General features: G+C 62.3%; 15 protein-coding genes, 3 tRNA genes and 3 CRISPR repeat arrays. Of the genes, 11 read left to right on the plus strand and 7 right to left on the minus strand.

Features of this window, described 5'->3' with window-relative positions:
* Positions 1-26 precede the first annotated feature (26 nt).
* Positions 27-1,076: a CRISPR direct-repeat array (repeat unit 28 nt; unit sequence GTTCACTGCCGGATAGGCAGCTTAGAAA).
* Between the two features lie 93 nt (positions 1,077-1,169).
* Positions 1,170-1,497: direct repeats of the CRISPR family, unit length 28 nt; unit sequence GTTCACTGCCGGATAGGCAGCTTAGAAA.
* A gap of 169 nt (positions 1,498-1,666) precedes the next feature.
* On the plus strand, positions 1,667-2,146 hold the full coding sequence (locus ACODSD_RS03595; RefSeq protein WP_253313759.1) for a DUF1203 domain-containing protein: 480 nt from the start codon (positions 1,667-1,669) through the stop codon (positions 2,144-2,146).
* A 257-nt stretch (positions 2,147-2,403) separates the two neighbouring features.
* Here the strand turns inward: ACODSD_RS03595 and ACODSD_RS03600 are convergent, their stop codons facing one another.
* On the minus strand, positions 2,404-6,288 hold the full coding sequence (locus ACODSD_RS03600) for an amino acid adenylation domain-containing protein (protein ID WP_488876804.1): 3,885 nt from the start codon (positions 6,286-6,288) through the stop codon (positions 2,404-2,406).
* Positions 6,289-6,936: 648 nt separating this feature from the next.
* Between ACODSD_RS03600 and csy1 the strand changes: the two genes are divergently transcribed.
* The 8 genes from csy1 (at position 6,937) to ACODSD_RS03640 (ending at position 17,277) form a co-directional block, all read left to right on the plus strand.
* Entirely contained in the window at positions 6,937-8,280 is a 1,344-nt protein-coding gene (csy1, locus tag ACODSD_RS03605; protein ID WP_488876805.1) for a type I-F CRISPR-associated protein Csy1, read from the plus strand.
* On the plus strand, positions 8,277-9,284 hold the full coding sequence (gene csy2, locus ACODSD_RS03610) for a type I-F CRISPR-associated protein Csy2 (protein ID WP_488876806.1): 1,008 nt from the start codon (positions 8,277-8,279) through the stop codon (positions 9,282-9,284). The genes csy1 and csy2 overlap by 4 nt, the downstream gene beginning before the upstream one ends.
* A gap of 14 nt (positions 9,285-9,298) precedes the next feature.
* The gene (gene csy3 / locus ACODSD_RS03615) at positions 9,299-10,351 is read left to right on the plus strand and encodes a type I-F CRISPR-associated protein Csy3 (RefSeq protein WP_488876807.1); all 1,053 of its coding nucleotides are present in this window, start codon (positions 9,299-9,301) and stop codon (positions 10,349-10,351) included.
* A gap of 3 nt (positions 10,352-10,354) precedes the next feature.
* Complete coding sequence (gene cas6f, locus ACODSD_RS03620; protein ID WP_488876808.1) at positions 10,355-10,912, plus strand: type I-F CRISPR-associated endoribonuclease Cas6/Csy4; 558 nt, start codon at positions 10,355-10,357, stop codon at positions 10,910-10,912.
* Between the two features lie 129 nt (positions 10,913-11,041).
* A CRISPR array of direct repeats spans positions 11,042-12,687; the repeat unit is 28 nt; unit sequence GTTCTCTGCCGGATAGGCAGCTTAGAAA.
* Positions 12,688-12,801: 114 nt separating this feature from the next.
* Positions 12,802-13,047 (plus strand): type II toxin-antitoxin system Phd/YefM family antitoxin, encoded by a 246-nt coding sequence (locus ACODSD_RS03625; protein WP_019103002.1) that lies wholly within the window; start codon positions 12,802-12,804, stop codon positions 13,045-13,047.
* A complete protein-coding gene (locus tag ACODSD_RS03630) occupies positions 13,037-13,324 on the plus strand; it encodes a type II toxin-antitoxin system RelE family toxin (protein WP_488876809.1) in 288 nt (95 codons plus the stop codon). Before ACODSD_RS03625 ends, ACODSD_RS03630 begins: the two co-directional genes overlap by 11 nt.
* Before the next feature lie 235 nt (positions 13,325-13,559).
* Entirely contained in the window at positions 13,560-16,238 is a 2,679-nt protein-coding gene (locus ACODSD_RS03635) for a TonB-dependent receptor plug domain-containing protein (RefSeq protein WP_488876810.1), read from the plus strand.
* 79 nt (positions 16,239-16,317) lie between these two features.
* On the plus strand, positions 16,318-17,277 hold the full coding sequence (locus tag ACODSD_RS03640; protein WP_488876811.1) for a bifunctional helix-turn-helix transcriptional regulator/GNAT family N-acetyltransferase: 960 nt from the start codon (positions 16,318-16,320) through the stop codon (positions 17,275-17,277).
* Positions 17,278-17,417: 140 nt separating this feature from the next.
* On the opposite strand, the gene ACODSD_RS03645 is transcribed toward ACODSD_RS03640, so the two are convergent.
* The 3 genes from ACODSD_RS03645 to ACODSD_RS03655 form a co-directional block, all read right to left on the minus strand.
* A tRNA-Glu gene (locus ACODSD_RS03645) sits at positions 17,418-17,492 on the minus strand.
* Positions 17,493-17,498: 6 nt separating this feature from the next.
* A tRNA-Arg gene (locus ACODSD_RS03650) sits at positions 17,499-17,575 on the minus strand.
* A gap of 42 nt (positions 17,576-17,617) precedes the next feature.
* On the minus strand, positions 17,618-18,013 hold the full coding sequence (locus tag ACODSD_RS03655; RefSeq protein WP_488876812.1) for a hypothetical protein: 396 nt from the start codon (positions 18,011-18,013) through the stop codon (positions 17,618-17,620).
* A 719-nt stretch (positions 18,014-18,732) separates the two neighbouring features.
* On the opposite strand from ACODSD_RS03655, the gene ACODSD_RS03660 reads away from it, so the two are divergent.
* Positions 18,733-18,966, plus strand: coding sequence for a helix-turn-helix domain-containing protein (locus ACODSD_RS03660; protein ID WP_488876813.1), 234 nt, complete (start codon positions 18,733-18,735; stop codon positions 18,964-18,966).
* 135 nt (positions 18,967-19,101) lie between these two features.
* Positions 19,102-19,557, plus strand: a complete 456-nt coding sequence (locus tag ACODSD_RS03665) for a hypothetical protein (RefSeq protein ID WP_488876814.1) — start codon at positions 19,102-19,104, stop codon at positions 19,555-19,557.
* Between the two features lie 438 nt (positions 19,558-19,995).
* Here the strand turns inward: ACODSD_RS03665 and ACODSD_RS03670 are convergent.
* The 3 genes from ACODSD_RS03670 to fdhD all read right to left on the minus strand — a co-directional run bounded on the left by ACODSD_RS03670 (position 19,996) and on the right by fdhD (position 22,404).
* Positions 19,996-20,089: transfer RNA gene (locus tag ACODSD_RS03670), tRNA-Ser, on the minus strand.
* Between the two features lie 61 nt (positions 20,090-20,150).
* Complete coding sequence (locus tag ACODSD_RS03675) at positions 20,151-21,377, minus strand: aspartate kinase (protein ID WP_227104858.1); 1,227 nt, start codon at positions 21,375-21,377, stop codon at positions 20,151-20,153.
* A gap of 217 nt (positions 21,378-21,594) precedes the next feature.
* A complete protein-coding gene (gene fdhD, locus ACODSD_RS03680) occupies positions 21,595-22,404 on the minus strand; it encodes a formate dehydrogenase accessory sulfurtransferase FdhD (RefSeq protein WP_488876815.1) in 810 nt (269 codons plus the stop codon).
* Positions 22,405-22,456 lie beyond the last annotated feature (52 nt).

Genomic DNA, 22,456 nt, shown 5'->3' on the forward strand with positions numbered 1-22,456 from the left:
AGAAGACCGCCCGAGAGGATGGCGGAGTTCACTGCCGGATAGGCAGCTTAGAAAACTCGGAGAAGACCGCCCGAGAGGATGGCGGAGTTCACTGCCGGATAGGCAGCTTAGAAAAGCTCGCGCTGTCGCAGCCCCAGGTACTCGAAGTTCACTGCCGGATAGGCAGCTTAGAAAGTAACGAAAAAGCCGCGTGCTAAGAAGGTGCTGTTCACTGCCGGATAGGCAGCTTAGAAAAGTTCGCCGCTTTGTCTGCGTCTGAAAAAGTCGTTCACTGCCGGATAGGCAGCTTAGAAAATTTTGGTCTTACCGCTCATGTAGTTCGAGATGTTCACTGCCGGATAGGCAGCTTAGAAATGAACGTTGTTTGTTCAGGAAGGGGGTAGGGGGTTCACTGCCGGATAGGCAGCTTAGAAAATGAAAACATGGTAATTCGCCCTTATAACGATGTTCACTGCCGGATAGGCAGCTTAGAAAACCCAGCTTGCCATCGCCTTTAGGCGTGTACTGTTCACTGCCGGATAGGCAGCTTAGAAACAGAACTAGAAACAGAGGGCTGTCCTTTTACAGTTCACTGCCGGATAGGCAGCTTAGAAATGTTGCAGGGTCTTTCCAATCATCTTGCCAATGTTCACTGCCGGATAGGCAGCTTAGAAAGTAACGAAAAAGCCGCGTGCTAAGAAGGTGCTGTTCACTGCCGGATAGGCAGCTTAGAAAGCACAGAATAAGCAATAACAATCGATTTTTCTTGTTCACTGCCGGATAGGCAGCTTAGAAATGGAGAAGCTCTGCCAGAATTCACGCTCGAAAGTTCACTGCCGGATAGGCAGCTTAGAAAATTGATTAGGACCCGGATGGTGATGTCCGCCAGTTCACTGCCGGATAGGCAGCTTAGAAATACACGCATCCGGTACAGGACGTGCAGTCGGAGTTCACTGCCGGATAGGCAGCTTAGAAATCGCGGACGTCAGGGCGTGAACAACAGCCGCAGTTCACTGCCGGATAGGCAGCTTAGAAAACCGAGCACCCTTACCTATCTGCAGACTCAATGTTCACTGCCGGATAGGCAGCTTAGAAATTCGGGCAGGTCGTGACCGGCTGGGAGCTCGACGTTTACTGCCGGAATAGGCAGCTTAGAAAATTCGGCGACGGTGAAACCGGGGCAGGTTTTGGTTCACTGCCGGATAGGCAGCTTAGAAATGATGGACCGGCTGTTCAACGCCCTGGACGGCGTTCACTGCCGGATAGGCAGCTTAGAAAAGAACGGCAGCCATGCGGGCTTCATCCTGTACGTTCACTGCCGGATAGGCAGCTTAGAAATGCGATGAAGCGGCGCCTTTGGATTCCTCCTCGTTCACTGCCGGATAGGCAGCTTAGAAAAGTTCGGCGTTGCCGAGTCGGCCGGCCACCAGGTTCACTGCCGGATAGGCAGCTTAGAAAGGCTTGCGAACGGGTGTTGGTGCCGTTGGTTTGTTCACTGCCGGATAGGCAGCTTAGAAAAGTCACCGAGGAAATGCACCGCGCGGCGGTGAGTTCGAAAACGGAGACGGGGCAATTCCACTTGCCATACACAGCGATTGCCTGAAAACGAGCACAGCAAGAATCGGGTCGCCCGCAGGGGTACGCCGCCATAGACTTCGGACATTTCAATGATACGAAGGAGCGCGGCATGGCTTGGCAACTGGAAACCTTGGATCCGGTTTTCGTCGAACGGGCACGACACAAAGGGATTGATGCGCTCGGCCAGCCCGTGCGGCGGATGGCTGCCGCCGGCGGCGAACCGTTCCGCGATGCGCTGCGCCGCGCCATTCCGGGTGAGGAGCTGATTCTGGCGAGCTACAGCCCATTCCACCAAGTCGGTCCATACCGCGAGTATGGCCCGGTTTTCCTGGCGGCTGAATCACAACCGGAGCCTCTGCCCGAGCTGTCAGCGCTACTGCACCGCGTCGGCGTGAATGCCTACCTCGGCGACAGCGTGGCGCTGCGCGCTTACGACAAAGAACAGACCATGCAAGAAGCCGCACTGCTGCCAACGCATGAGGTGGAGGCGACACTGACTCGCTGGGAGGCACGGCCCGAGATCGCTTTCGCGATGCTGCGTTTCCCCGCCCATGGATGCTATGCGCTGCGACTGAACCGGTACGAATAAATGGAGCCCATGCGATGCGTGATCGGCCACCTGAAAATCAGCCCTTAGAACCTGTTTACGATCTGCTGCGCGTACACGGTAAGCAGCCCTTCGAAATGCTCATGTACCGGATGTACACTCCGCTTTCTCAGCCGCAACGCCTTGTCTCGCTCTTGCTCGCGAGATCGTAAACAGACTCTTACGGAGCAAGCCGCGCTCAAAAAGCAAAAACGCCGCTCACCCAAGGTGAACGGCGTTTTTCATCAAACCGGCGCGGCTCAAGTCAAGCGTCGCGCCAATTCCTCGCCGATCCTTCGCATCGGCTCCGGATCGCTCATGCCGAAGTGGTCGCAGTCCAGCTCCACGCACTCCAGCGTGCCGCCGAGGAAGGGCCGCCAATCATCCGGCTTGGGCGCGTCTTCCGGGTGGATGCCGGCGCGGAACAGCAGCACGTCGCCGTCGTAAGGCGGGGTTTGGCTGTCGCGGAACAATTGCATGCCGTGCAGCGAGGCCGCGCCCAGCCGTTCCAGCGCGGCGCGGCCCAGCGGCGCCAGCGGGCTGCCGGGGCGCAGCAGGCGCTGGTAGATCGCCTCATTGTCCAGCGGCTGGCCGTTCTCGTCGGCGTCCACTTCGCCGTTGACGCTGAGCACCGTCACCAGCGCGTCGTGCAATGTCGGTTGCGGCCGGCCCTGCCAGCTGGCGGTCGGATAGCTGTCCATCAGCGCCGCCAGTTCCACGGTTTCGCCGGCGGCGCGCAGCTGCGCCGCCATCGCCTGCGCCAACCCGCCGCCCAGGGACCAGCCCAGCAGCCGGTACGGCCCTTGCGGCTGGACCTCGCGCACGCGGACCACGTAGTCCGCCACCATGGCGTCGAAGCTGGCCGGCTTGTCGCCGGTGATGCCGGTGGCCTGCAAGCCGTAGATGGCCACGCCGGGCAGGTGCTTGGCCAGGCCCAGATAGCACCAGGACAGGCCTTCCGCCGGGTGCAGGCAGAACAGCGCCGGCAGCGCGCCGGGCTGGATGGTCAGCAGCGGCGCGAATTCCTGACCTTCGCTGGCCGACGGCGGCCGGTGCGCGGCGGGCGCGCTCAGCGCCTGCGCCAGCGCCGCCACCGTGCTGTGGCTGAACAGCGCGGACACCGCCACTTCGCGGTTCAGGCGCTGCGCCAGCCGGTTGGCCACTTGGATGGCTTGCAGCGATTTGCCGCCCAGTTCGAAGAAGTTGGCGTGGCGGCTGGGCGGGGTGACGCCCAACACTTGCTGCCACACCTCCATCACCTGGCGTTCCAGCGGGCTGGCGTCTTCCGCCGCGGCCGGCGCTTGCGCCTCCATGCCGGCGGCCAGCTGCTTGCGGTCTATCTTGCCGTTGACGTTGCGCGGCAGGCTGTCCAGCCAGCGCCAGTGATCCGGGATCGCCGCCGCCGGCAGCACCTCGGCCAAGCGCGAGCGCATCGTCGCCGGCTCGGTCTCGCCGCCGCTGAGGAAGGCGGCCAGCGTATAACCGCCGCCGGCCAGCGGCAGGCCCACCACCGCGGCCTCGCGCACTTCCGGGCAGGCCAGCAGCGCGTTTTCGATTTCGGCCGGGTCGATGCGCAGGCCGCTGATCTTCATTTCATGGTCAAGCCGGCCCAGGAAGCGTAGTTGGCCGTCGCTCAGGCGCGCACGGTCGCCGGTGCGGTAGGCGCGCGGCGCGCCGGGCAACGCGTCCAGCGTTACGAAGCGGCGCGCGGTCAGTTCTTCCCGGCCCAGGTAGCCGATGGCCAGTGCCTCGCCCAGCAGGCACAGTTCGCCGTCCTCGCCCTGCGCCACCGGCTGCAGGCGCTCGTCCACGATGGCGGCGCGCACGCCGGGGCGCGGCAGGCCGATGGGCACGCTGTCGCCGCCGTCCCACACCGCGCCGAGGCCGGACAGGATGGCGCTGGTGGCGATGATGGAGGCCTCGGTGGGGCCGTAGCTGTTGAGCAGTACGCTGCCCGGCAACAGCGCCTGCCAGCGGCCGGCGCGTTCCGGCAGCGCGGCTTCGCCGCCGATGATGGTCAGCCGCACGCTAGCCAGCTGCGCGGCCAGTTCCGGCTGCAAGGCGAAGGCCAGTTCGTGCCAGAAGGCGGTGGGCAGGTCCAGCACGCTGATGCGCTGGCGCGCCACCGCGGCGGCGAAGGCCGGCATGGATTCCAGCATCGCGTCGGTGCGCAGCACCAGGGTGCCGCCATGGCACAGCGCCAGGAAGATTTCCTCGATGCTGGCGTCAAAGTGCAGCGGCGCGAATTGCAGAATGCGTTCGTCGGCGCCGATGCGGTACAGCTGGCCGGCGCTACTGACGAACTGGGCCAGCGCGCCGTGGCTGACCAGCACGCCGTTGGGCTTGCCGGTGGAGCCGGAGGTGTAGAGCAGATAAGCGGCTTGGCCGGCTTCCGGCGCCGGGTCCGCGGCGGCCAGCGCGTCCTGTTGCGGCGGCAGGTCCAGGCATAGCGCCGGCACGGCGCCCAAGAGCGGACGCCAGGCGTTCAGGGTGACGGCCAGCCGCGGCTGCGCGTCGTCCAGCACCATGGCCAGCCGCGTCGGCGGGCCGTGCGGGTCCAGCGGCACATAGCAGCCGCCGGCCCACAGCGTGGCCAGGATGGCGACGATGGCTTCCGGGCTGCGCGGCAGCACGATGGCCACCCGTTCCTCCGCCTGCAGGCCGGCGGCTTGCAAGCGGCCGGCCAGTTGCAGCACGCGCTGCAACAGCTCGCGGTAGGACAGGCGCTCGCCGTCCTGTTCCAGCGCCGTCGCGTCCGGCCGCGCGGCGGCGGCGGCGCGGATCAGGCTCAGCACCTCCCGCGGCTCGCGCTCCAGCGCCGCGCCGTCCAGCACGCTCAGCGGCGGCAGCTCAGGCAGCAACTCGCTCAGCGCGGCGTCCGGAGCGCGGCCGGCCCAGGCGTCCAGCCAGGCCAGCAAATCGTCGCGCAGGCCGTCCAGCTCCGTCTGCGGATAGGCGTTGGGGTTGGCTTCCAGGCACAGCCGCCATTCGGTGTTCAACAGGCTGAAATTGATCGACACGTCCTCCACCGGGCCGGAGCCCAGCGGCAACACCCGACTGTCCAGGCCGGAGAACGGCGCGCGGCGGTCGAAAGGCATCAGGTTCACCACTGCGCCGAACAAGCGCTGCTGGCCGCCGACGCGCGCCAGATCGCCGCGCAGCTGCTCGTAGCGATAGCGCTGATGCGGCCGGATCGCGCGCAGGCTGTCCGCCAGCTGGCGGCTCAGTTCCGCCGCGCCCAGCTCTTCGTCCAGCCGCAGGCTCAGCGGCGCGATATTCATCGCCATGCACGGCACCGCCAGCGCCGGCGTGCCCAGGCGGTTCATTACCGGCAGGCCCAGGGTCAGCGCGCGGCGGCCGCTGTGCTTGGCCAGCCAGGCGCCCACCGCCGCCAGCAGCCAGGCGCCCCAGTCCACGCCGTGCTGTTTGGCCGAAGCCTGCCAGGCGGCGATCTGCGCCGGGCTCAGCCATTGCTCGGCCTTGTTCACCCCGTCCGCCAGCAAGGCGGCGGGCGCCAGCGTGCTGGCCGCCGGCTGCCTGCCCTGGCGTTGCAGCCAGAAGGCGCGGTCCTGCGCGCAGGCCTCGCTGGCCTGGTAGTCGTGATCGGCGGCGACGATCTTGTCCAGCGACCAATCCGCCAGCGGCGGCAGGGCCTGCTGCTTGACGCGGGCGCTGTAGCGCGCCGCCAGCGCCTGACTCAGCAGGCCGTAGGCGAAGCCGTCCAGCGCGATATGGTGGGTCTGCAGATACCACCAGTGCCGCTCCGGCCCCAGCTTCAACACCGCGCCCAGATAGAGTGCGTCACGCGCCGGATCGCATGGCCGCGCCAGCGCCTGAGCCACCCAGGCGCGCGCCGCCGCTTCCGGTTCCGCTTCCGCGCTGAAGTCCTGGCAGGGTATCTCCGCCTGCGCGGCCACCGGCTGCTGCCACAGCTGGCTGCCGTCAAACTCGAAGCGCATGTTCAGCGCCGCGCAGTGAGCCAACACCTCGGCGGCGCTGTCGCGCAAGGCGTCCAGGTCCAGCGCGCCGCGCAGCTCGGTGGCTTCGGCGGTGAGGTAACTCGGGTTGTCCGGGGAAAGTTGCTGTCCCATCCAGATGCCGTGCTGCGCGGCGCTGACGGGGAGGCGAGAAGCGGTCAAAGTCATAAGAAGGCGTGCCGTTGCGGTTCCATGCCAGCGCTATGATGCGTGGGCAGATCAAATGAGAGCAGCAATCTTACACTATAAATGGGAATGATTATCAATATTGGTTTGATTAGGCCTATCCCTCCTCCAGCCTCAGCCCCGCTCTGCAAAGCCGCCTATCTCCCAGCGGCATGCCTCATGCCAAGCACCATTCCTCCCCCGCATGATGCACATCAAGTAAACCCCGACCACTGTTCATACCAATATCACCTGACTACAGGCACACTAACAGACGGCATGCCAGTTGAATGGACGTAAAAAAAAGGCCAGTCGCTTGCGCGCTGGCCGGTCTGAACTGCCTATCCGGCAGAGAACTGAAAAGAAAATTCGACTTCGTCTATTTCTAAGCTGCCTTATGCCGACAGTGGCGCCGATGTTACAAGTCGCCACTATCAATTAACGATAAAAGTAAAATTGACTTTATCTAGGTAAAAAAATGACGTATGGTCGGTGTTGTGAGAGTGCGCTTGGCAGACCGGCCTCCACCCCAACCCCTTGCAAAACAGGAGGATGCGCATGTAATGAAGCACCGAGCCAAGGCCCCGGCAGCCCAATCGCGCCGGGGCCGCGCTGCTGTTTGTTCCTGACTTTGTGATTCAAGGACCAGCCATGCCCCCTACCCTCACGCCCCGCGCCACCGCACTACGCACCTTGATGGCCGACTTCATCCGGCAACGGCGCGACGACAAGCTGGACAAGCTTGCACCCGACGACGACGCCAAGCGCGAAGCGCTGCTGGCCCAACACCAGCCCGCCGCCTGGCTGGCGGACGCGGCCCGCCGCGCCGGCCAGCTGCAAGCCGCCACCCACACCCTTAAAGCCATCCACCCGGACGCCCGCGGCAGCAATCTGTACGCGCCGCCCTCCACCCTGCCGGCGCGCCGCGAAGTGGGCAGCCACTGCCTGGGCGCGGATTTTGCCGACGACGTGGTGGGCAACGCCGCCGCGCTGGATGTGTACAAGTTTCTGAAGCAGCAGCACGACGGCCAAAGCCTGCTGGCGCTGGCCTTAGCGCAGGACGCCGACCTGGCCGCCGCGCTCAGCGACGATGCCGAACAGGCGCAGGTCTGGATCGCCGCCTTCGCCGCGCTGACCGATGCCGGCGCGGCGGCCGCCAGCCACAGCCGCGCCAAGCAAGTGTATTGGCTGGTGGGTTACGAGCCGGCCAAGGACGAGGACTACCACCTGCTGGCTCCGCTCTACCCCAGCGCGCTGGCGCAGCGGCTGTACCAAACCATCCAGGAACACCGCTTCGGCGAAGCCGCCAAGGCCGCGCGCCAGGCCCGCCGCGAACAACGCGATCACCCGCATGGCTATTGCGATTATCCGCAGCTGGCGGTGCAGCAACTGGGCGGCACCAAGCCGCAGAATATTTCCCAGCTCAATAACGAGCGCAAGGGCAATAACTATCTGCTGGCTTCCCTGCCGCCGCAGTGGCAAAGCCTGGGCCTGAAACCGCCGCTCAATAGCGAGGACGCGCTGCTGCGCTTTGGTCGCCGCAACGATGTGCGCCGGCTGGTCCGCCAGCTGCGCGCCTTTCTGGAAAGCCAGCCGCGCAAGATCATGGACACCCGCGACCGCCGCGACGAGTTGAGCGATGCGCTGCTGGAGGAGCTGCTGCTGTTCGGCAAGGAAATGCACGAAGGCCTGCCGTCTGGCTGGAGCGCGGACACGCGCTGCCGGCTGCCAGAATACCAACAGCTGTGGCTGGACCCCTGGCGCGCCGATGCGGACGCGGATTTTGCCGCGCGCTGGCACGGCGAGGACTGGCCGCTGGAAGTGGCCAAACGCTTCGGCCGCTGGCTGAACCAGCAATTCGACGCCAGCCCGCTGAAGATGGGCGACGCGGAATTCCGCCATTGGGCGCGTGAGCTGGCCGGGGATCTGGGCTGGCAGGCCCAGCACGATCAAACCCGCCGCCAGCTGGCGGCCATGGCCAAGGAGCAAGCATGAGCACCCTGCCCGTGATCACCGGCTTGCTGAGCGTGCCCCGGCTGCGGGTGCAAAACGCCAACGCCATTTCCAGCCCCTTCACCTGGGGCTTTCCGGCCATTACCGCCTTCACCGGCCTGGCCCAGGCGCTGGAGCGCAAGCTGGCCGGCAGCCTGGATTTGCAGTTCGAGGCGGTGGGCGTGGTCTGCCACCATTACCAGGCGCAGACCAGCGGCGCTTACACCCAGGGTTTCCACCTCAGCCGCAACCCGGTGGACAAGGACGGCGCCACCGCCGCCATCGTGGAGGAAGGCCGCATCCACCTGGACATCAGTCTGCTGTTCGGCCTCACCGGCGAAGCGCTGGCCGCGCCCAGGGAGCAGCTGCCGGAACTGGCGCGGCAGGTAACGGACACCCTGCACGGCATGCGCATTGCCGGCGGCAGCGTGACGCCGCCGCTGCCCGGCCGCCGCCGTCCCGCGCCGCAGTTGATGACCTTGAGCGAAGACGAGACGGAACGACTCAAACAATTCCGCCAGCTGCGACGCAGCCTGCTGCCCGGCTTTGCGCTGGTATCCCGCGACGATCTGCTGCAAAGCCACTTGGCCGCCTTGCGCGCCAGCCAACCGCAAACAGACCTCTTCGACGCCTGGCTGGATCTGTCCCGCATCAACCACGCGCCGCACTGGCAGGAACAAGCCGACCCGACCGGCGGCGAACCGCGCCGCACGCTGGAATGGCGCAGCCAACACGGCCACAGCCAGGGCTGGACGGTGCCGATGCCGGTGGGCTACGGCGCGCTGTCCCCGCTTTACCCGGCCGGCAACGTGGCCAACGCCCGCGACGCGCATACGCCATTCCGCTTTGTGGAAAGCCTGTATTCGCTGGGCGAATGGGTCAGCCCGCACCGTTTGCACGATGTCAGCCAACTGCTGTGGTATGCCGATGACGACACCGCCAGCGGTTTGTACCGCTGCCGCAATGATTACGCCGCCACTTTGACCTCTGCACAAGACCGAATCTGACAAGGAGTTGCACCATGAGCATCACACTTCGGAAGCGCCCATCTCTACTGGCCTTTGAACGCAAGCTGGACCCGTCCGACGCCTTGTTTCACGCCGGCGACTGGCAACAGCGCGAGCAGCACACCGACTGGGAGCCAGTTCTTGTTGTTCCCAAATCCGTGCGCGGCACCATTTCCAACCACCTGAAAGCCCAGGATGCAGATCCGGCAAAACTTGATGCACAAATAGAGAAACCGAACCTGCAGACTGTGGACGTGGCCGCGCTGCCACACCACGCAGACACCTTGAAAGTCAGCTTCACGCTGCGGGTGCTGGGCAATGTCGGCGCGCCGTCCGCCTGCAACGACAGCGCCTATCAGGCCAAGCTGCGCGCCACCGTGGCCGGCTATGTGCAGGCCCACGGCTTTGCCGAGCTGGCGCGCCGTTATGCCTGCAACCTGGCCAACGGCCGCTTCCTGTGGCGCAACCGCGTGGGCGCGGAGCAGGTGGAAGTACGGGTGGCGCTGCTGGAGCAAGGTCAGCCGGCGCAGCAATGGCAGTTCGACGCGCTGGCGCTGTCCCTGCGCCACTTCGACCCTGGCAGCCAGGCCGCCGCGCTGGAACAGCTGGCCGCCGCCATCGCCGCCGGCCTGGCCGGCCAGCGCCATCTGCTGTTGCAGATCACCGCCTTTGCACGGCAGGGCGCTGGCCAGGAGGTGTTCCCCTCGCAGGAACTGATCTTGGAACGCAATCGCGGCGACAAGAGCAAAACACTGTATGCCATCAAGCACAACAAACTCGACATCGCCGCCATCCACTCGCAAAAACTGGGCAACGCCATCCGCACCATTGACGACTGGCACCTGGAAGCCGAGCAACTCGGCCCCATCGCGGTGGAGCCCTACGGCTCAGTCACCACGCTGGGCAAGGCTTGCCGCCCCCCCAGCAAAACCAAAGACCAGCCGAAAACAGACTTTTACACACTGCTGGACAATTGGGTGCTGAAAGACCAGGCCCCGGCCGCGCATGATCAGCACTTTGTGCTGGCCACCCTTATCCGCGGCGGCGTATTTAGCTCAGCGGAGTAGACCATGGATCATTACCTGGACATCCGGCTGCGCCCGGACCCGGAGTTTGCGCCCACGCTGCTGATGAACGCGCTGTTCGCCAAGCTGCACCGCGCGCTGAGCGAGCAAGGCCGCGACGACATCGGCGTCAGCTTCCCGCGCGCGGCCCCGGCCGCCGCGCTGGGCGACACCCTGCGCCTGCACGGCGGCCACGCCGCCTTGCAGCGGCTGATGGCCGGCGACTGGCTCAGCGGCATGCGCGACCACATCGCGCTGGCCGCCATCCAGCCGGTGCCGCCGCAGGCGGAAGCCTGGCAGGTACGGCGCAAGCAGGCCAAGACCAATCCGGACAAGGAGCGCCGCCGGCTGGTGCGGCGGCTGGGCATCAGCGCGGAAGAAGCCGTGCAACGCTTCCCGGACAGCGCTGCCCGCCGCCTGACCCTGCCCTTCCTCACCCTCAACAGCGCCAGCACTGGCCAGCGTTACCAGCTGCACATCGAGCAACGCCCAGCCCCGGCCACCCACAGCGGCCGCTTCAACGCCTTCGGCCTCAGCCCCGACGCCACCGTGCCGTGGTTCTAACCCTTTTTTTCCTGCCCCGCCGCCAAGCCTGTTAAATCAAGGGCTTGGCGCGGGGAGAAATAAAAGGGGTTTTATTGGGGAAAGCGATGCTTTCCCCCGCTGGCGTGGGTTTGCGGGGGAAAGGCTCTAGTTCTCTGCCGGATAGGCAGCTTAGAAAACTCGGAGAAGACAGCCCGCGAGGATGGCGGAGTTCTCTGCCGGATAGGCAGCTTAGAAATTGCTGAGGTCGGCAACAACGGCCCGCTGGAAGTTCTCTGCCGGATAGGCAGCTTAGAAAAACGAGGATGCGCAGTTGATCGACAGCCGCAAGTTCTCTGCCGGATAGGCAGCTTAGAAAATCCCGAGTGGCCGCGCGCCACTCGCGCGCTAGTTCTCTGCCGGATAGGCAGCTTAGAAAATCCCCAGCGGGTTGGCCGTAGCCAGCGAGTCGTTCTCTGCCGGATAGGCAGCTTAGAAATGAATTTTTCCGGCCTGGTCATTGAAAAACTTGTTCTCTGCCGGATAGGCAGCTTAGAAACTTTGCGAAACGCGTCTCCCAGACATTGGGCCGTTCTCTGCCGGATAGGCAGCTTAGAAATCTCTCAGATCCACTTTTCTTTGCGCAACAGGGTTCTCTGCCGGATAGGCAGCTTAGAAATGGCGCAGCGGCCAAGAGCAGGATCAGCTCTAGTTCTCTGCCGGATAGGCAGCTTAGAAATTCGACAACGCCTTGTTCGATTGTTTCTAAAAGTTCTCTGCCGGATAGGCAGCTTAGAAATGCAGAAGCAGCATAACGGGCGCGGCATCTTCGTTCTCTGCCGGATAGGCAGCTTAGAAAGCATCATCAACTGCGGGCACCCGAACGCCGCCGTTCTCTGCCGGATAGGCAGCTTAGAAAGGTAAACGCGTTCGGCAGCTCCTCGGTCTCCTGTTCTCTGCCGGATAGGCAGCTTAGAAATGGAAGTCCAGGTGCATCAACTCGGCCTTGCTTGTTCTCTGCCGGATAGGCAGCTTAGAAATGGTCAAGATCGGCACGGCCACCGCCATCGCGGTTCTCTGCCGGATAGGCAGCTTAGAAAGTACGGAACGTGGGAGCTTGAAGGATATAAATGTTCTCTGCCGGATAGGCAGCTTAGAAAATGGGGCGACGCTCTGCACGTCAACGAATGGCGTTCTCTGCCGGATAGGCAGCTTAGAAATGCAAAGGGCGTGCATTCGGTTTTATTGCCTGGTTCTCTGCCGGATAGGCAGCTTAGAAATTCCAGCGGTCCACCTCATCGCCGTACAAATAGTTCTCTGCCGGATAGGCAGCTTAGAAAGGCTTGGAAGGCAAGCTGGAGGACGACCCGAAGTTCACTGCCGGGTAGGCAGCTTAGAAACAGCTGCCGATGCCGTCGTAAAGCTCGACCTCGTTCACTGCCGGGTAGACAGCTTAGAAATCCAGTTGGGCGATGATCTGTCGCCCGTAACGGTTCACTGCCGGGTAGGCAGCTTAGAAATACAACATGAAGATCGAGATGGACACAGCTGCGTTCACTGCCGGGTAGGCAGCTTAGAAAATAGCCCATCATTTCGGGCATGGAACTGTACGGTTCTCTGCCGGGTAGGCAGCTTAGAAAAAAACAGGCCGGCTTGCTTGTCCTTATCCAGTTCTCTGCCGGATGGGCAGCTTAAAAAGGTACTGCGGTCGCCCAGGGCGTAGCAGCAGGTTCTCTGCCGGATGGGCAGCTTAGAAAGGGGGGCGGTCATGAGCCAGTGCGTCCAGCTCGTTCTCTGCCGGGTAGGCAGCTTAGAAAATCCACAATTTGATCTGGTGTCCGAAAGGCGGCTTCTCTGCCGGACAGGCAGCTCCCCACAACAAAATCAATGCTATATTAGGCATCTAAATTGATTTTAATTAGGGAGAAGTTATGGACTTGGTACTTGCCGATGTGGCTGTCAGCGTCACCGAGCTCAAACGCAATTTTGCCGGCATCATGCGCGAGGCCGCAGGGCATCCGGTGGTAATCCTGAATCACAACCGCCCGGAAGCCTATCTTGTTCCTGCCGCCCAGTACGAACGCATGATGAACCTGCTTGAAGACATCGAGGACGCAAAGTTGGTGCTGGAACGTCGGCAGCAGCCCACCGTCAAGGTGGACCTGGATGAGCTATGAAGTTGTCTTCCGGGTGGATGCGGAGAAGGAATGGCGAAAGTTGGACCCATCAATCCGACAGCAGTTTGCCAAGAAACTGAGAGAACGAGCCGAGCATCCGCACAACCCTTCCGCCAAGCTGCATGGCCTGGAAGGCTGCTACAAGATCAAGCTGCGTCAGACCGGATACCGGCTGGTCTATGAGGTGGACGACGGCAAAATCATCATCATCGTGGTGGCTATCGGACATCGCGACAAGAATGAAACGTATCTGAAGGCTAAAGCGCGCCAGGGCTGAGCCGACGCAAGCCCGTGACAGCGTGTCCGCGGTTCTCACTCTCCCAACCCCTCCCCTGCCACAACGGCAAACCCCGCGCCCAATCCCCACCCACGCCAAGCTCCCGCGATCCTTCCAATCATGTTATTCTCAATTTGAATAACAATCTAATTTTCCAGATTTTTAACATATATGCAATCGTGCTAGATTTTGTTTTCCAAAATCAATAAAGGGCCGGCACAGCCGGCATTCCGCGATGGCATATCCACATTTCACCCTCTCCGCGCTGGCGCTGGCCTTGGCAGGGCAAGCCTTGCCGGCGCTGGCAGCCGACGGCAACACGCTGGACAGCGTCACCATCACCGGGTCGCGCATTGCGCGCGCCGGCAAGGAAGGCCCCACCGGGGTCACGGTGCTGAGCGGCGCCGATATCGAAAAACAGGGTTACACCAATGTCTACGACGCGCTGAACAATCTGGCGCAGAACACCGGCTTTACCCAGGGCGCGGATTTCGGCAATACCTTCACCCCGGCCGCCAACGCCATCAGCCTGCGCGGGCTGGGGCCCAACCATACGCTGACCTTGCTCAACGGCCGCCGCATCGCCGATTACCCGGTGGCTTACGAGGGTTCGGTCAACTTCGTCAATCTGGCCAATATCCCGGCGGCGATGATTGAGCGCATCGAGGTGCTCAACGGCGGCGCGTCGGCGATTTACGGCTCGGACGCCATCGCCGGCGTGGTCAATGTGATCCTGAAGAAGAAGGCCGACGGCACCACGGTCAACGTCAAGGCCGGCGGCAGCGAGCATCACGGCGGCGAAAACCTGCGCCTGCAACTGAGCGGCGGCAAGAGCTGGGACAAGCTGAATCTGGTCTATGCGCTGGAGTTGAGCCAGCGCAACCCGATCTGGTCGCGCCAGCGCGGCTTCATGGCGGACAACACCGTCAACGGCGCGGCGCCCACCACGGTGTGGTCGCAGAAGGATGTGAGCAGCGGCAAGTTCATCGACCCCGGCGCGGCTTGCGGCGCGCTGGGCGGCTTGTACGCCGGCAGCGTGCGCGCTTACCGCAGCAGCAAGAGCAATGTCTGCGCCAGCCCGCTGGCCAAGGCCTCCTACTGGACGGTGCAGACCGCCAACCAGAGCCAGAACGGTTATCTGAGCCTGAATTACGCGCTCAACGATCACCTGGAGTTGTTCAGCGACGCACTGCTGGCCTTCAACCACAGCGAGAACAACACCCGCGGCCCCAGCTGGACCTCGGCCGCCGGCAACGGCGGCTATTTCCTGAACCAGAACAGCGGCCGCTACGAGGTCTGGAGCCGCTTGCTGTCGCCGGAGGAGATGGGCGGCGCCAGCCGCTACAACCGCAAGTGGGACGATGTGGCGGCCAACCTGACTTTCGGCCTGCGCGGCACGGTGCCGGGCAGCAGCTGGAGTTACGAAGCCGCTTACAACGCGTCCATCTACACCAGCCAGAACATCGCGCCGCGGCTGCTGGCCAATGCGGACAGTTTCTTCCTGGGCCAGCAGCAGGGCGTGGACGCCAAGGGGGTGCTGATTTACGCGCCGTCGGCCGGGCCGTTCAACCGCCGGCTGACGCAGGCGGAGTTCGACAGCATCGCCGGGCGCTCGGTGAGCCAGAACAAGTCCTGGCTGCAGGCGCTGAGCCTGAGCGGCAGCGGCGAGTTGTTCAAGCTGCCGGCCGGCGCGGTGAAGCTGGCCGGCACGCTGGAATGGGGCAGCCAGGGCTTCAGCAATGATCCGGACCCGCTGATCAATCAGGGCGCGTTCTATAACACCTCGCCGGCCGTGCACGCCGGCGGCGCCCGCTCGCGCCAGGCGCTGGGCGGCGAGTTGTTCATCCCGGTGTTGAAGCGGCTGGACCTGACGCTGTCCGGCCGTTACGACCGCTACCAGTTGCCGGACAGCAGCGCCGGCAAGTTCACTTACGGCGCCGGCCTGGCGTTCCGACCACTGAACAGCTTGCTGCTGCGCGGCAGTTACGCCACCAGCTTCCGCGCGCCGGACATGAATTATCTGTTCCTGACCCAGAGCCGCGGCTACTACTCATCCAGCACCGATTATTGGCGTTGCGCCCAGGCCGGCCAACCCTTGGCCAGCTGCGACTACAAAAGCATGTCGCCGGGCGCGGACTACGTGAAGAACGGCAACGTCGAACTGAAGCCGGAAAACGGCAAGTCCTACGGCTTCGGCTTTGTATGGTCGCCCAGCAGCAGTGCGGATATTTCGGTGGATTACTGGGACATCGCCATCAATGATCTGGTCACCGACCTGAGCGGCGACAAGCTGTTGCGCGACGAGGCGCAGTGCCGCGCCGGCATTCTGGACGCGTCGTCCCAGCTGTGCCAGGACACATTGCGCCGAGTGCAGCGCAATCCGGCCAATGCCTTGATCAATCCGGGCGCGATCAAGCAGATCGTGGTCAACCCGATCAACGCGGCCAGCGAGCGCACCAGCGGTTTCGACATCGCCGGCAAGCTGCGCTGGAAAACCGCCAGCTGGGGCAGCTTCCTGCTGAAAGCCAATTACACCAAGGTGCTGAAGCACACTTACCAGCAGTTTGCCGGCGATGTGGAAAAGAATATGTTGAACGACCCGGAAAACACCGATTGGCCGGACAAGCTGGACACCAGCCTGAGCTGGGACATCGGCCCCTGGTCGTCCACCGTGCTGCTGACCCGTTACGGCAAGATTCCCAAAGCCGACGGCTCCGGCAATCTGACGCCCACGGTGCTGGCCAATTTCAGCACTCAGTATCAATGGAGCAAGCAGACTTCGGTGGGGCTCATCGTCAACAATGTGCTGGACACCATCAAGCGCGACGACACCAGCAACTGGCCCTACTACCCAGTGGGCAGTTATCTGCCCTATGGCCGCCAGTGGTGGGTGGAGGTGAATCACAAGTTCTAAACGGCTGGCGCGCTCACGATTTATTGTAATAAGCAACTATTTAGTTGTATGTTACAACCATTACCACAGGAGAGCGCGCATGAACCCTTCACAGCCGCAGCAGCTTGTCATCGACCAGATCCGCTCCGCCTCGCGGCGCATCGTGCGCGAGCTGGGTTTCATGCGCAGCACCTTGGCCATGAGCCGGCACTCCGCTTCCGCCGTGCATGCGGTGGTGGAGATCGGCCTGGCCGGCAGCTTGTCCGCCAGCCAGTTGACGGACAAGCTGCAGCTGGAAAAATCCACGGTGAGCCGGCTGGTGCGCAAGCTGACGCAGGGCGGCGAGCTGCTGGAGCAGGCCAGCCCCAGCGACGGCCGGACCAAGCTGCTGGCCTTGAGCCCGTCCGGCCAACAGCTGTTCGCGCAGTTGCAGGACTACGGACGCGGCCAGGTGGGCGGCGCCCTCGTCCACCTGTCGGCGGAGCAGCAGCGGCAGGTGGAACAAGGCCTGAATTGCTATGCGGCGGCGCTGGAAGCCAGGCACGCCGAGCACACGCCGCCGGCCGCCGCGCCCATCGCCATTGAAACCGGTTACCGTTGCGGCGCGCTGGGCAGCATTGTCGCCATGCATGCGCGCTATTACCACGCCCACGCCGGCTTCGGCGCTTTTTTCGAACGGCAGGTGGCCACCGGCCTGGCCGATTTCCTCGGCCGCCTGAGCCAGCCCGGCAATCAGCTGTGGCTGGCCTTGCGCGACGGCCGCATCATCGGTTCATTGGTGATTGCGGCGGAGCCGGACACGCCGGGGCAGGCGCAGCTACGCTGGTTCATTCTGGACGAGGAGGCGCGCGGCAGCGGCCTTGGCCGCCGCATGATGGAACAGGCGATGGCGTTTTGCGATCAGCAGCGCCTTGCCGTCCGGCTGTGGACCTTCCAGGGCCTGCTGGCGGCGCGGCATTTGTACGAGGCCTTCGGCTTTGTCTTGAGCGAGGAGCGCCCAGGAGCACGCTGGGGCGAACAGGTGGTGGAGCAGTGTTTTACACGGCCCGCCAAAAGCTAGCCGCGCGCCGTACTTCTGCCGGATGGGCCGCTTAGAAACAGCGGTCCCGTGTGGTGATGGTGCCGATGGGGTTCGCTGCCGGATAAACAGCATTAGAAATGCAAAAAACCCACCGCTTGCGCGATGGGTTTTTCTAAATTTGGCGTCCCCACGGGGAATCGAACCCCGGCTACCGCCGTGAAAGGGCGGTGTTCTAACCGCTAAACTATAGGGACAGCAAGTGGCGCACCCGGAGCGATTCGAACGCCCGACCCTCTGGTTCGTAGCCAGATACTCTATCCAACTGAGCTACGGGTGCGCTGATTGGCGTAGAAAGAGGGATTCGTGAAAATGCCTGCTCTCAAACAACCAAACCCTTGAATTTTCTAGCAGCAGCGCTTGCTGTGCTGTCGATCAAGAGGCGCACAGTATGTGTCCTTTGCTGGACCTTGTCAACAGCTTGCTCTGAAATTTTTCCAAACCCGCAAAATAGAGAAAATTTTCGCAAAGCCATGCCTGACTCAACAAAACTCGCAATTTTCCCCGCCCGGCCTAGAGCAAGCGCTACCCGCCGATTCTCATTTGTACGGTTCATTTTGGGTATGGCGTGTGGGCATCCTTCCGGTTCACCGATGGCGATGGCAGGTATGAGGATAGCGGCGGCTATTCGCTGCTCGACGAAGTGCCCTGGCGAGCTCGACCAAAAGTATTCAATTTGGATGTTTTCGGCTGATTCAAACGTCCAACCAAGGTACAAGTTTCATCAGCTTTAACCCCTCAATCGAATCCAGCTGATGGCCTTGTTAATGAAAGGCTTTCAGCGGCTTTTGATGGCGGTTCACTCCATTCCCCCTGGGAGAAAATGCACGCATGGCCAAATTGGCCAGACTGCAGAAGCGGCGCCTGCGGATGCGGATGATCCCCATTCCCTGTCCCGCAAAGAAAAGCTGTACCCGGTCATTGAGCAAGTTGGCCCCCGTTCGACGGGTCGCCGCAGCGACCTAGACCGGAGCCGTTCCCTCCTTACTGTTCCCTTGTTGCGACAAGCTCAAGCTAGATTATCGAACAACGATAAATTTCTTGCGGAATACCAATGTCCTATTTATCGTTTAACAATAAACCCAGGAGGAGGAAATGATGCCTAGCCGTCCGAACCTTTTGTCTACGACCCGCCTGGTCTTGCGCGCCCTGCTCAGCCTGAACTTCATATTGGGCATGGGAATTGGGGCACTTTTGCTTGCCAGCTTTATCGCGCCGCCCGGCTGCAAGCCATTGCTTGGGCGCTGCTCGCCATACAAATTCTCAACCTTGCCGTCAGCGCGGTTTGCGCAAGCGTATCCATGATCTACCCATTGGACATTGGGTGGAGCCCTATCAGTCGATGGATGGCTATCCGTATTGCTGCTGTTTATTCTGGCGCGAGTATTTGATGCAGGAACGAAAATGCGTATCGATTTGGAAGGAACCGTATAAGCCATGGCTATTCTGGTAAAGCTCGATGGCCTGTTGCATGACCGAAGAATGACTTTGAGCGAGCTTGCGGATCATGTAGACATCACCCTGGCGAATCTTTCCATCCTCAAAACCGGAAAAGCCCGCGCCATCAGGTTCTCGACCTTGGAAGCAATTTGTGAAGCCTTGCAATGTCAGCCGGGCGATTTGCTGGACTATGCGGCCAGCGCTAAGGAGGACCAAGCCGTCCCCAAATAAAGCTTAAGCCATCTGTTTACGCGCCGGGCCTTGGCCAGTTCCATCTGGCGGGCCAGTAGCGCCAGTAGCAAGCGCCCGCCAAATCGAACGGCGTCCGAAGCAAGCTGTATCCACTCGCCCAAATGGGTCATTTTCATGGAGAAAGATAAAATGCAAGACATTTCACTATTTCGCCTGAACTGCTTGAGAGGCCTGTATCTGTTTATCGCCGTCGGATTTGGAGTCTCCCTGCTGCCTAATATCTTGAGTCCCCATACCCCGGCGGTTCCCACGAGAACCGTGGTGGACCACATGCTCTTGGCCTTTTGGCTGTTAACCCTATTTGGCGTGCGCTACCCGCTGCAAATGCTCCCGGTGCTGCTATGGGAAATGATCTGGAAAACCCTGTGGGTGGTGTTGGTAGCCATTCCCCAGTGGCGCAGCGGGCGCATAGAGCCCTTTACCGAAGCCAATCTGGGCTGGACTCCCTTGCTGATCGTCTTCTATGCAGTCGTGCCCTGGCGCTACGTATACGCCAACTACCTGCTCAAGCCATCCGAGCCATGGCGAAAGAAGACCAGCGCACCGCGCGGCGCGTCGCTGGCGGATTAGCGGGTCGGGCGTCTGCTCTAGCGCCATTACGCTAACGGACAGGAAGTGGCGGTGAATGAAACAGAGGCAACTATTCAGCTCCCCTGACGGTTTGAATAGCAGCATGAGCAAGCGACAAAATGGCCGGAGCGGATCACCCACCTGCTTCCGGCCATCAATCGAATTCATCCGCCTCCATCCTCCAGCCGATGGAAGACTCCCCTTTTCCCAATACACAAAGGCAATCGGGCATTGCCGCGCAAACCGCTCGAGAGCGTGTCTCGACTAGTTTTATCTCGGTCAAATGGATTATGGATTGATCGCGTTTTCGCAGAGACGGTTACGCTTCTTAGGAAGCTCTTGGTTTGTTGATCCGCTTCAGGAATCTAGCGATGAGGTTCGGACCGCTAGGACGCAAAAAAGCCCTCGACTGTTTCCAATCAAGGGCTTAATGCGAACTGGCGGAGAAAGAGGGATTCGAACCCTCGATACAGGTTTAAGCCCGTATGCTTCCTTAGCAGGGAAGTGCCTTCGACCACTCGGCCATTTCTCCGTTCAGAGAGCGCCATATTAATTAGCGCTGCGCCCCCTGTCAAGCGTGTATCCGAAATTATTTACGCCGGCTGGTCCAGCCCGAAAACTTTATGCAAAACGCGAACCGCCAGCTCCAGATACTTCTCGTCCAACAGCACCGACACCTTGATTTCCGAGGTGGAGATCATCTGGATATTGATGCCCTCTTCCGCCAGGGTGCGGAACATGGTGGAGGCGATGCCGCAGTGCGAACGCATGCCCACGCCCACGATGGAGATCTTGGCCACCTTGTCGTCGGCGTCGATCTTGGCGGCGCCGATATGGGTCTGCACTTCGCGCAGGATGGTCAGCGCGCGCTGGAATTCGCCGCGCGGCACGGTGAAGGAGAAATCGGTCGCGCCGTTTTCGCCCACGTTCTGGATGATCATGTCCACTTCGATATTGGCATCGGCGATCGGCCCCAGAATCTGGTAGGCGATGCCAGGCTTGTCCGGCACGCCCTTGACGTTGATGCGCGCTTCGTTACGGTCAAATGCGATGCCTGCGACAACGGCCTTTTCCATGCTTTCATCTTCCTCATACGTAATCAGGGTGCCTTCGCCTTCGTCTTCGAAGCTGGAAAGCACGCGCAAACGAACCTTGTACTTGCCGGCGAACTCCACCGAGCGGATCTGCAGCACCTTGGAGCCCAGCGACGCCATTTCGATCATTTCCTCGAACGTGACGGTCTTCAGGCGGCGCGCTTCCGGCACCACGCGCGGATCGGTGGTGTAAACGCCGTCCACATCAGTGTAGATCTGGCATTCGTCGGCCTTCAGCGCGGCGGCCAGCGCCACGGCGGAGGTGTCCGAGCCGCCGCGGCCCAGCGTGGTGATGTCGCCGTCCTCGTCCACGCCCTGGAAGCCGGCGACGATGACGACGCGGCCTTCATTGAGGTCGGAGCGCATCGCGGCGTCGTCTATCTCCTGGATGCGGGCCTTGGTGTGGGCGTTGTCGGTGACCAGCTTCACCTGCCAGCCGCAGTAGCTCTTGGCCGGCACGCCGATTTCCTTCAGCGCCATGGCCAGCAGGCCGATGGTGACCTGCTCGCCGGTGGATATCACCACGTCCAGCTCGCGCGGGTCCGGATAGTCCTGAATCTCCTTTGCCAGGGCGATGAGGCGGTTGGTTTCGCCGCTCATGGCGGACACCACCACCACGACATCATGTCCCTGCGACTTCCACTTGGCGACACGGCGGGCAACGTTCTTGATCCGTTCGGTGGTTCCAACCGAAGTGCCGCCGTACTTTTGTACGATGAGTGCCATGCTTGTTTCTTATATTCGAAAGGGTTGAAATGTCGAGCTTCGATTCTGACCCTATCCTGGCCAGAATTGCAAGGCGGAATTCTCCGCGGATGCTGCAACGCAAAACCCGCGGCCAGCCCCAGCCGGCACTGCGCGGCGCAAGCTGCCGACGCTGCGGCGCTTGCCGGCATCAATCCACGGCTGCCATGCCGTTTACTGGCAGAATATTTCTGTTGGATTACATGCGCAAACGTTCGGGGCAGCTGTACAGATTGGCGCGGCCGTGGCCGGCGAAGCCGATCAGGGTCAGGCCGTAGCGCGCGGCCATCTCCACCGCCAGCGAGGTGGGCGCGGACAGCGCGATCAGGATCTCGATGCCGGCGGCGGCGGCCTTCTGCGCCATTTCATAGCTGGCGCGGCTGGTGACGATGGCCGCGCCATCGCGCCAGCCCTGGCGCGCGCGCGCGCCGATCAGCTTGTCCAGCGCCACGTGGCGACCCACATCCTCGCTAAGGTGCAGAAGTTCGCCCTGCGGCGTCACCCAGCCGGCGGCGTGGGCGCAGGCGGTGGCCTGGGACAGGCTTTGCGCCTGCTGCAGCACCGGCAAGGCGCGCGCCAGCGCGTCCAGGCGGAAGCTTTGGGTCTGCGGCAGCGGCGGCAGCGGCCGGTGGATTTCGGCCAGCTGTTCCACGCCGCACAGGCCGCAACCGGTGCGGCCGGCCAGCTGGCGGCGGCGCTCCTTCAAGGCCATGAAGCGGGCCGAGGCCAGATCGATGCGCGCTTCCACGCCGCGTTCGCCCGGAACGATGTCGATGCCGTAGATCTCGCCCGGATGGGCGACGATGCCTTCGGCCAGGCTGAAGCCCAGCGCAAAGTCTTCCAGCTCCCGCGGGCTGGCCATCATCACCACGTGGGAGAGGCCGTTGTACACCAGCGCCACCGGGGTTTCCACCGCCACCCAGTCCTGCCTGGCCTGGGCGCCGCCGTGACGGCAATCGACAATGCCGAGCTCAAGCGCCGCCTGCTCCAGCGCTTCGGTTTTTTTCATAAAATGTGGCCTGCCATTCACTGCAATAGTTTGTACTAATTGATACCTAGGG

The organism is Chromobacterium sp. FG22, assembly GCF_057809415.1.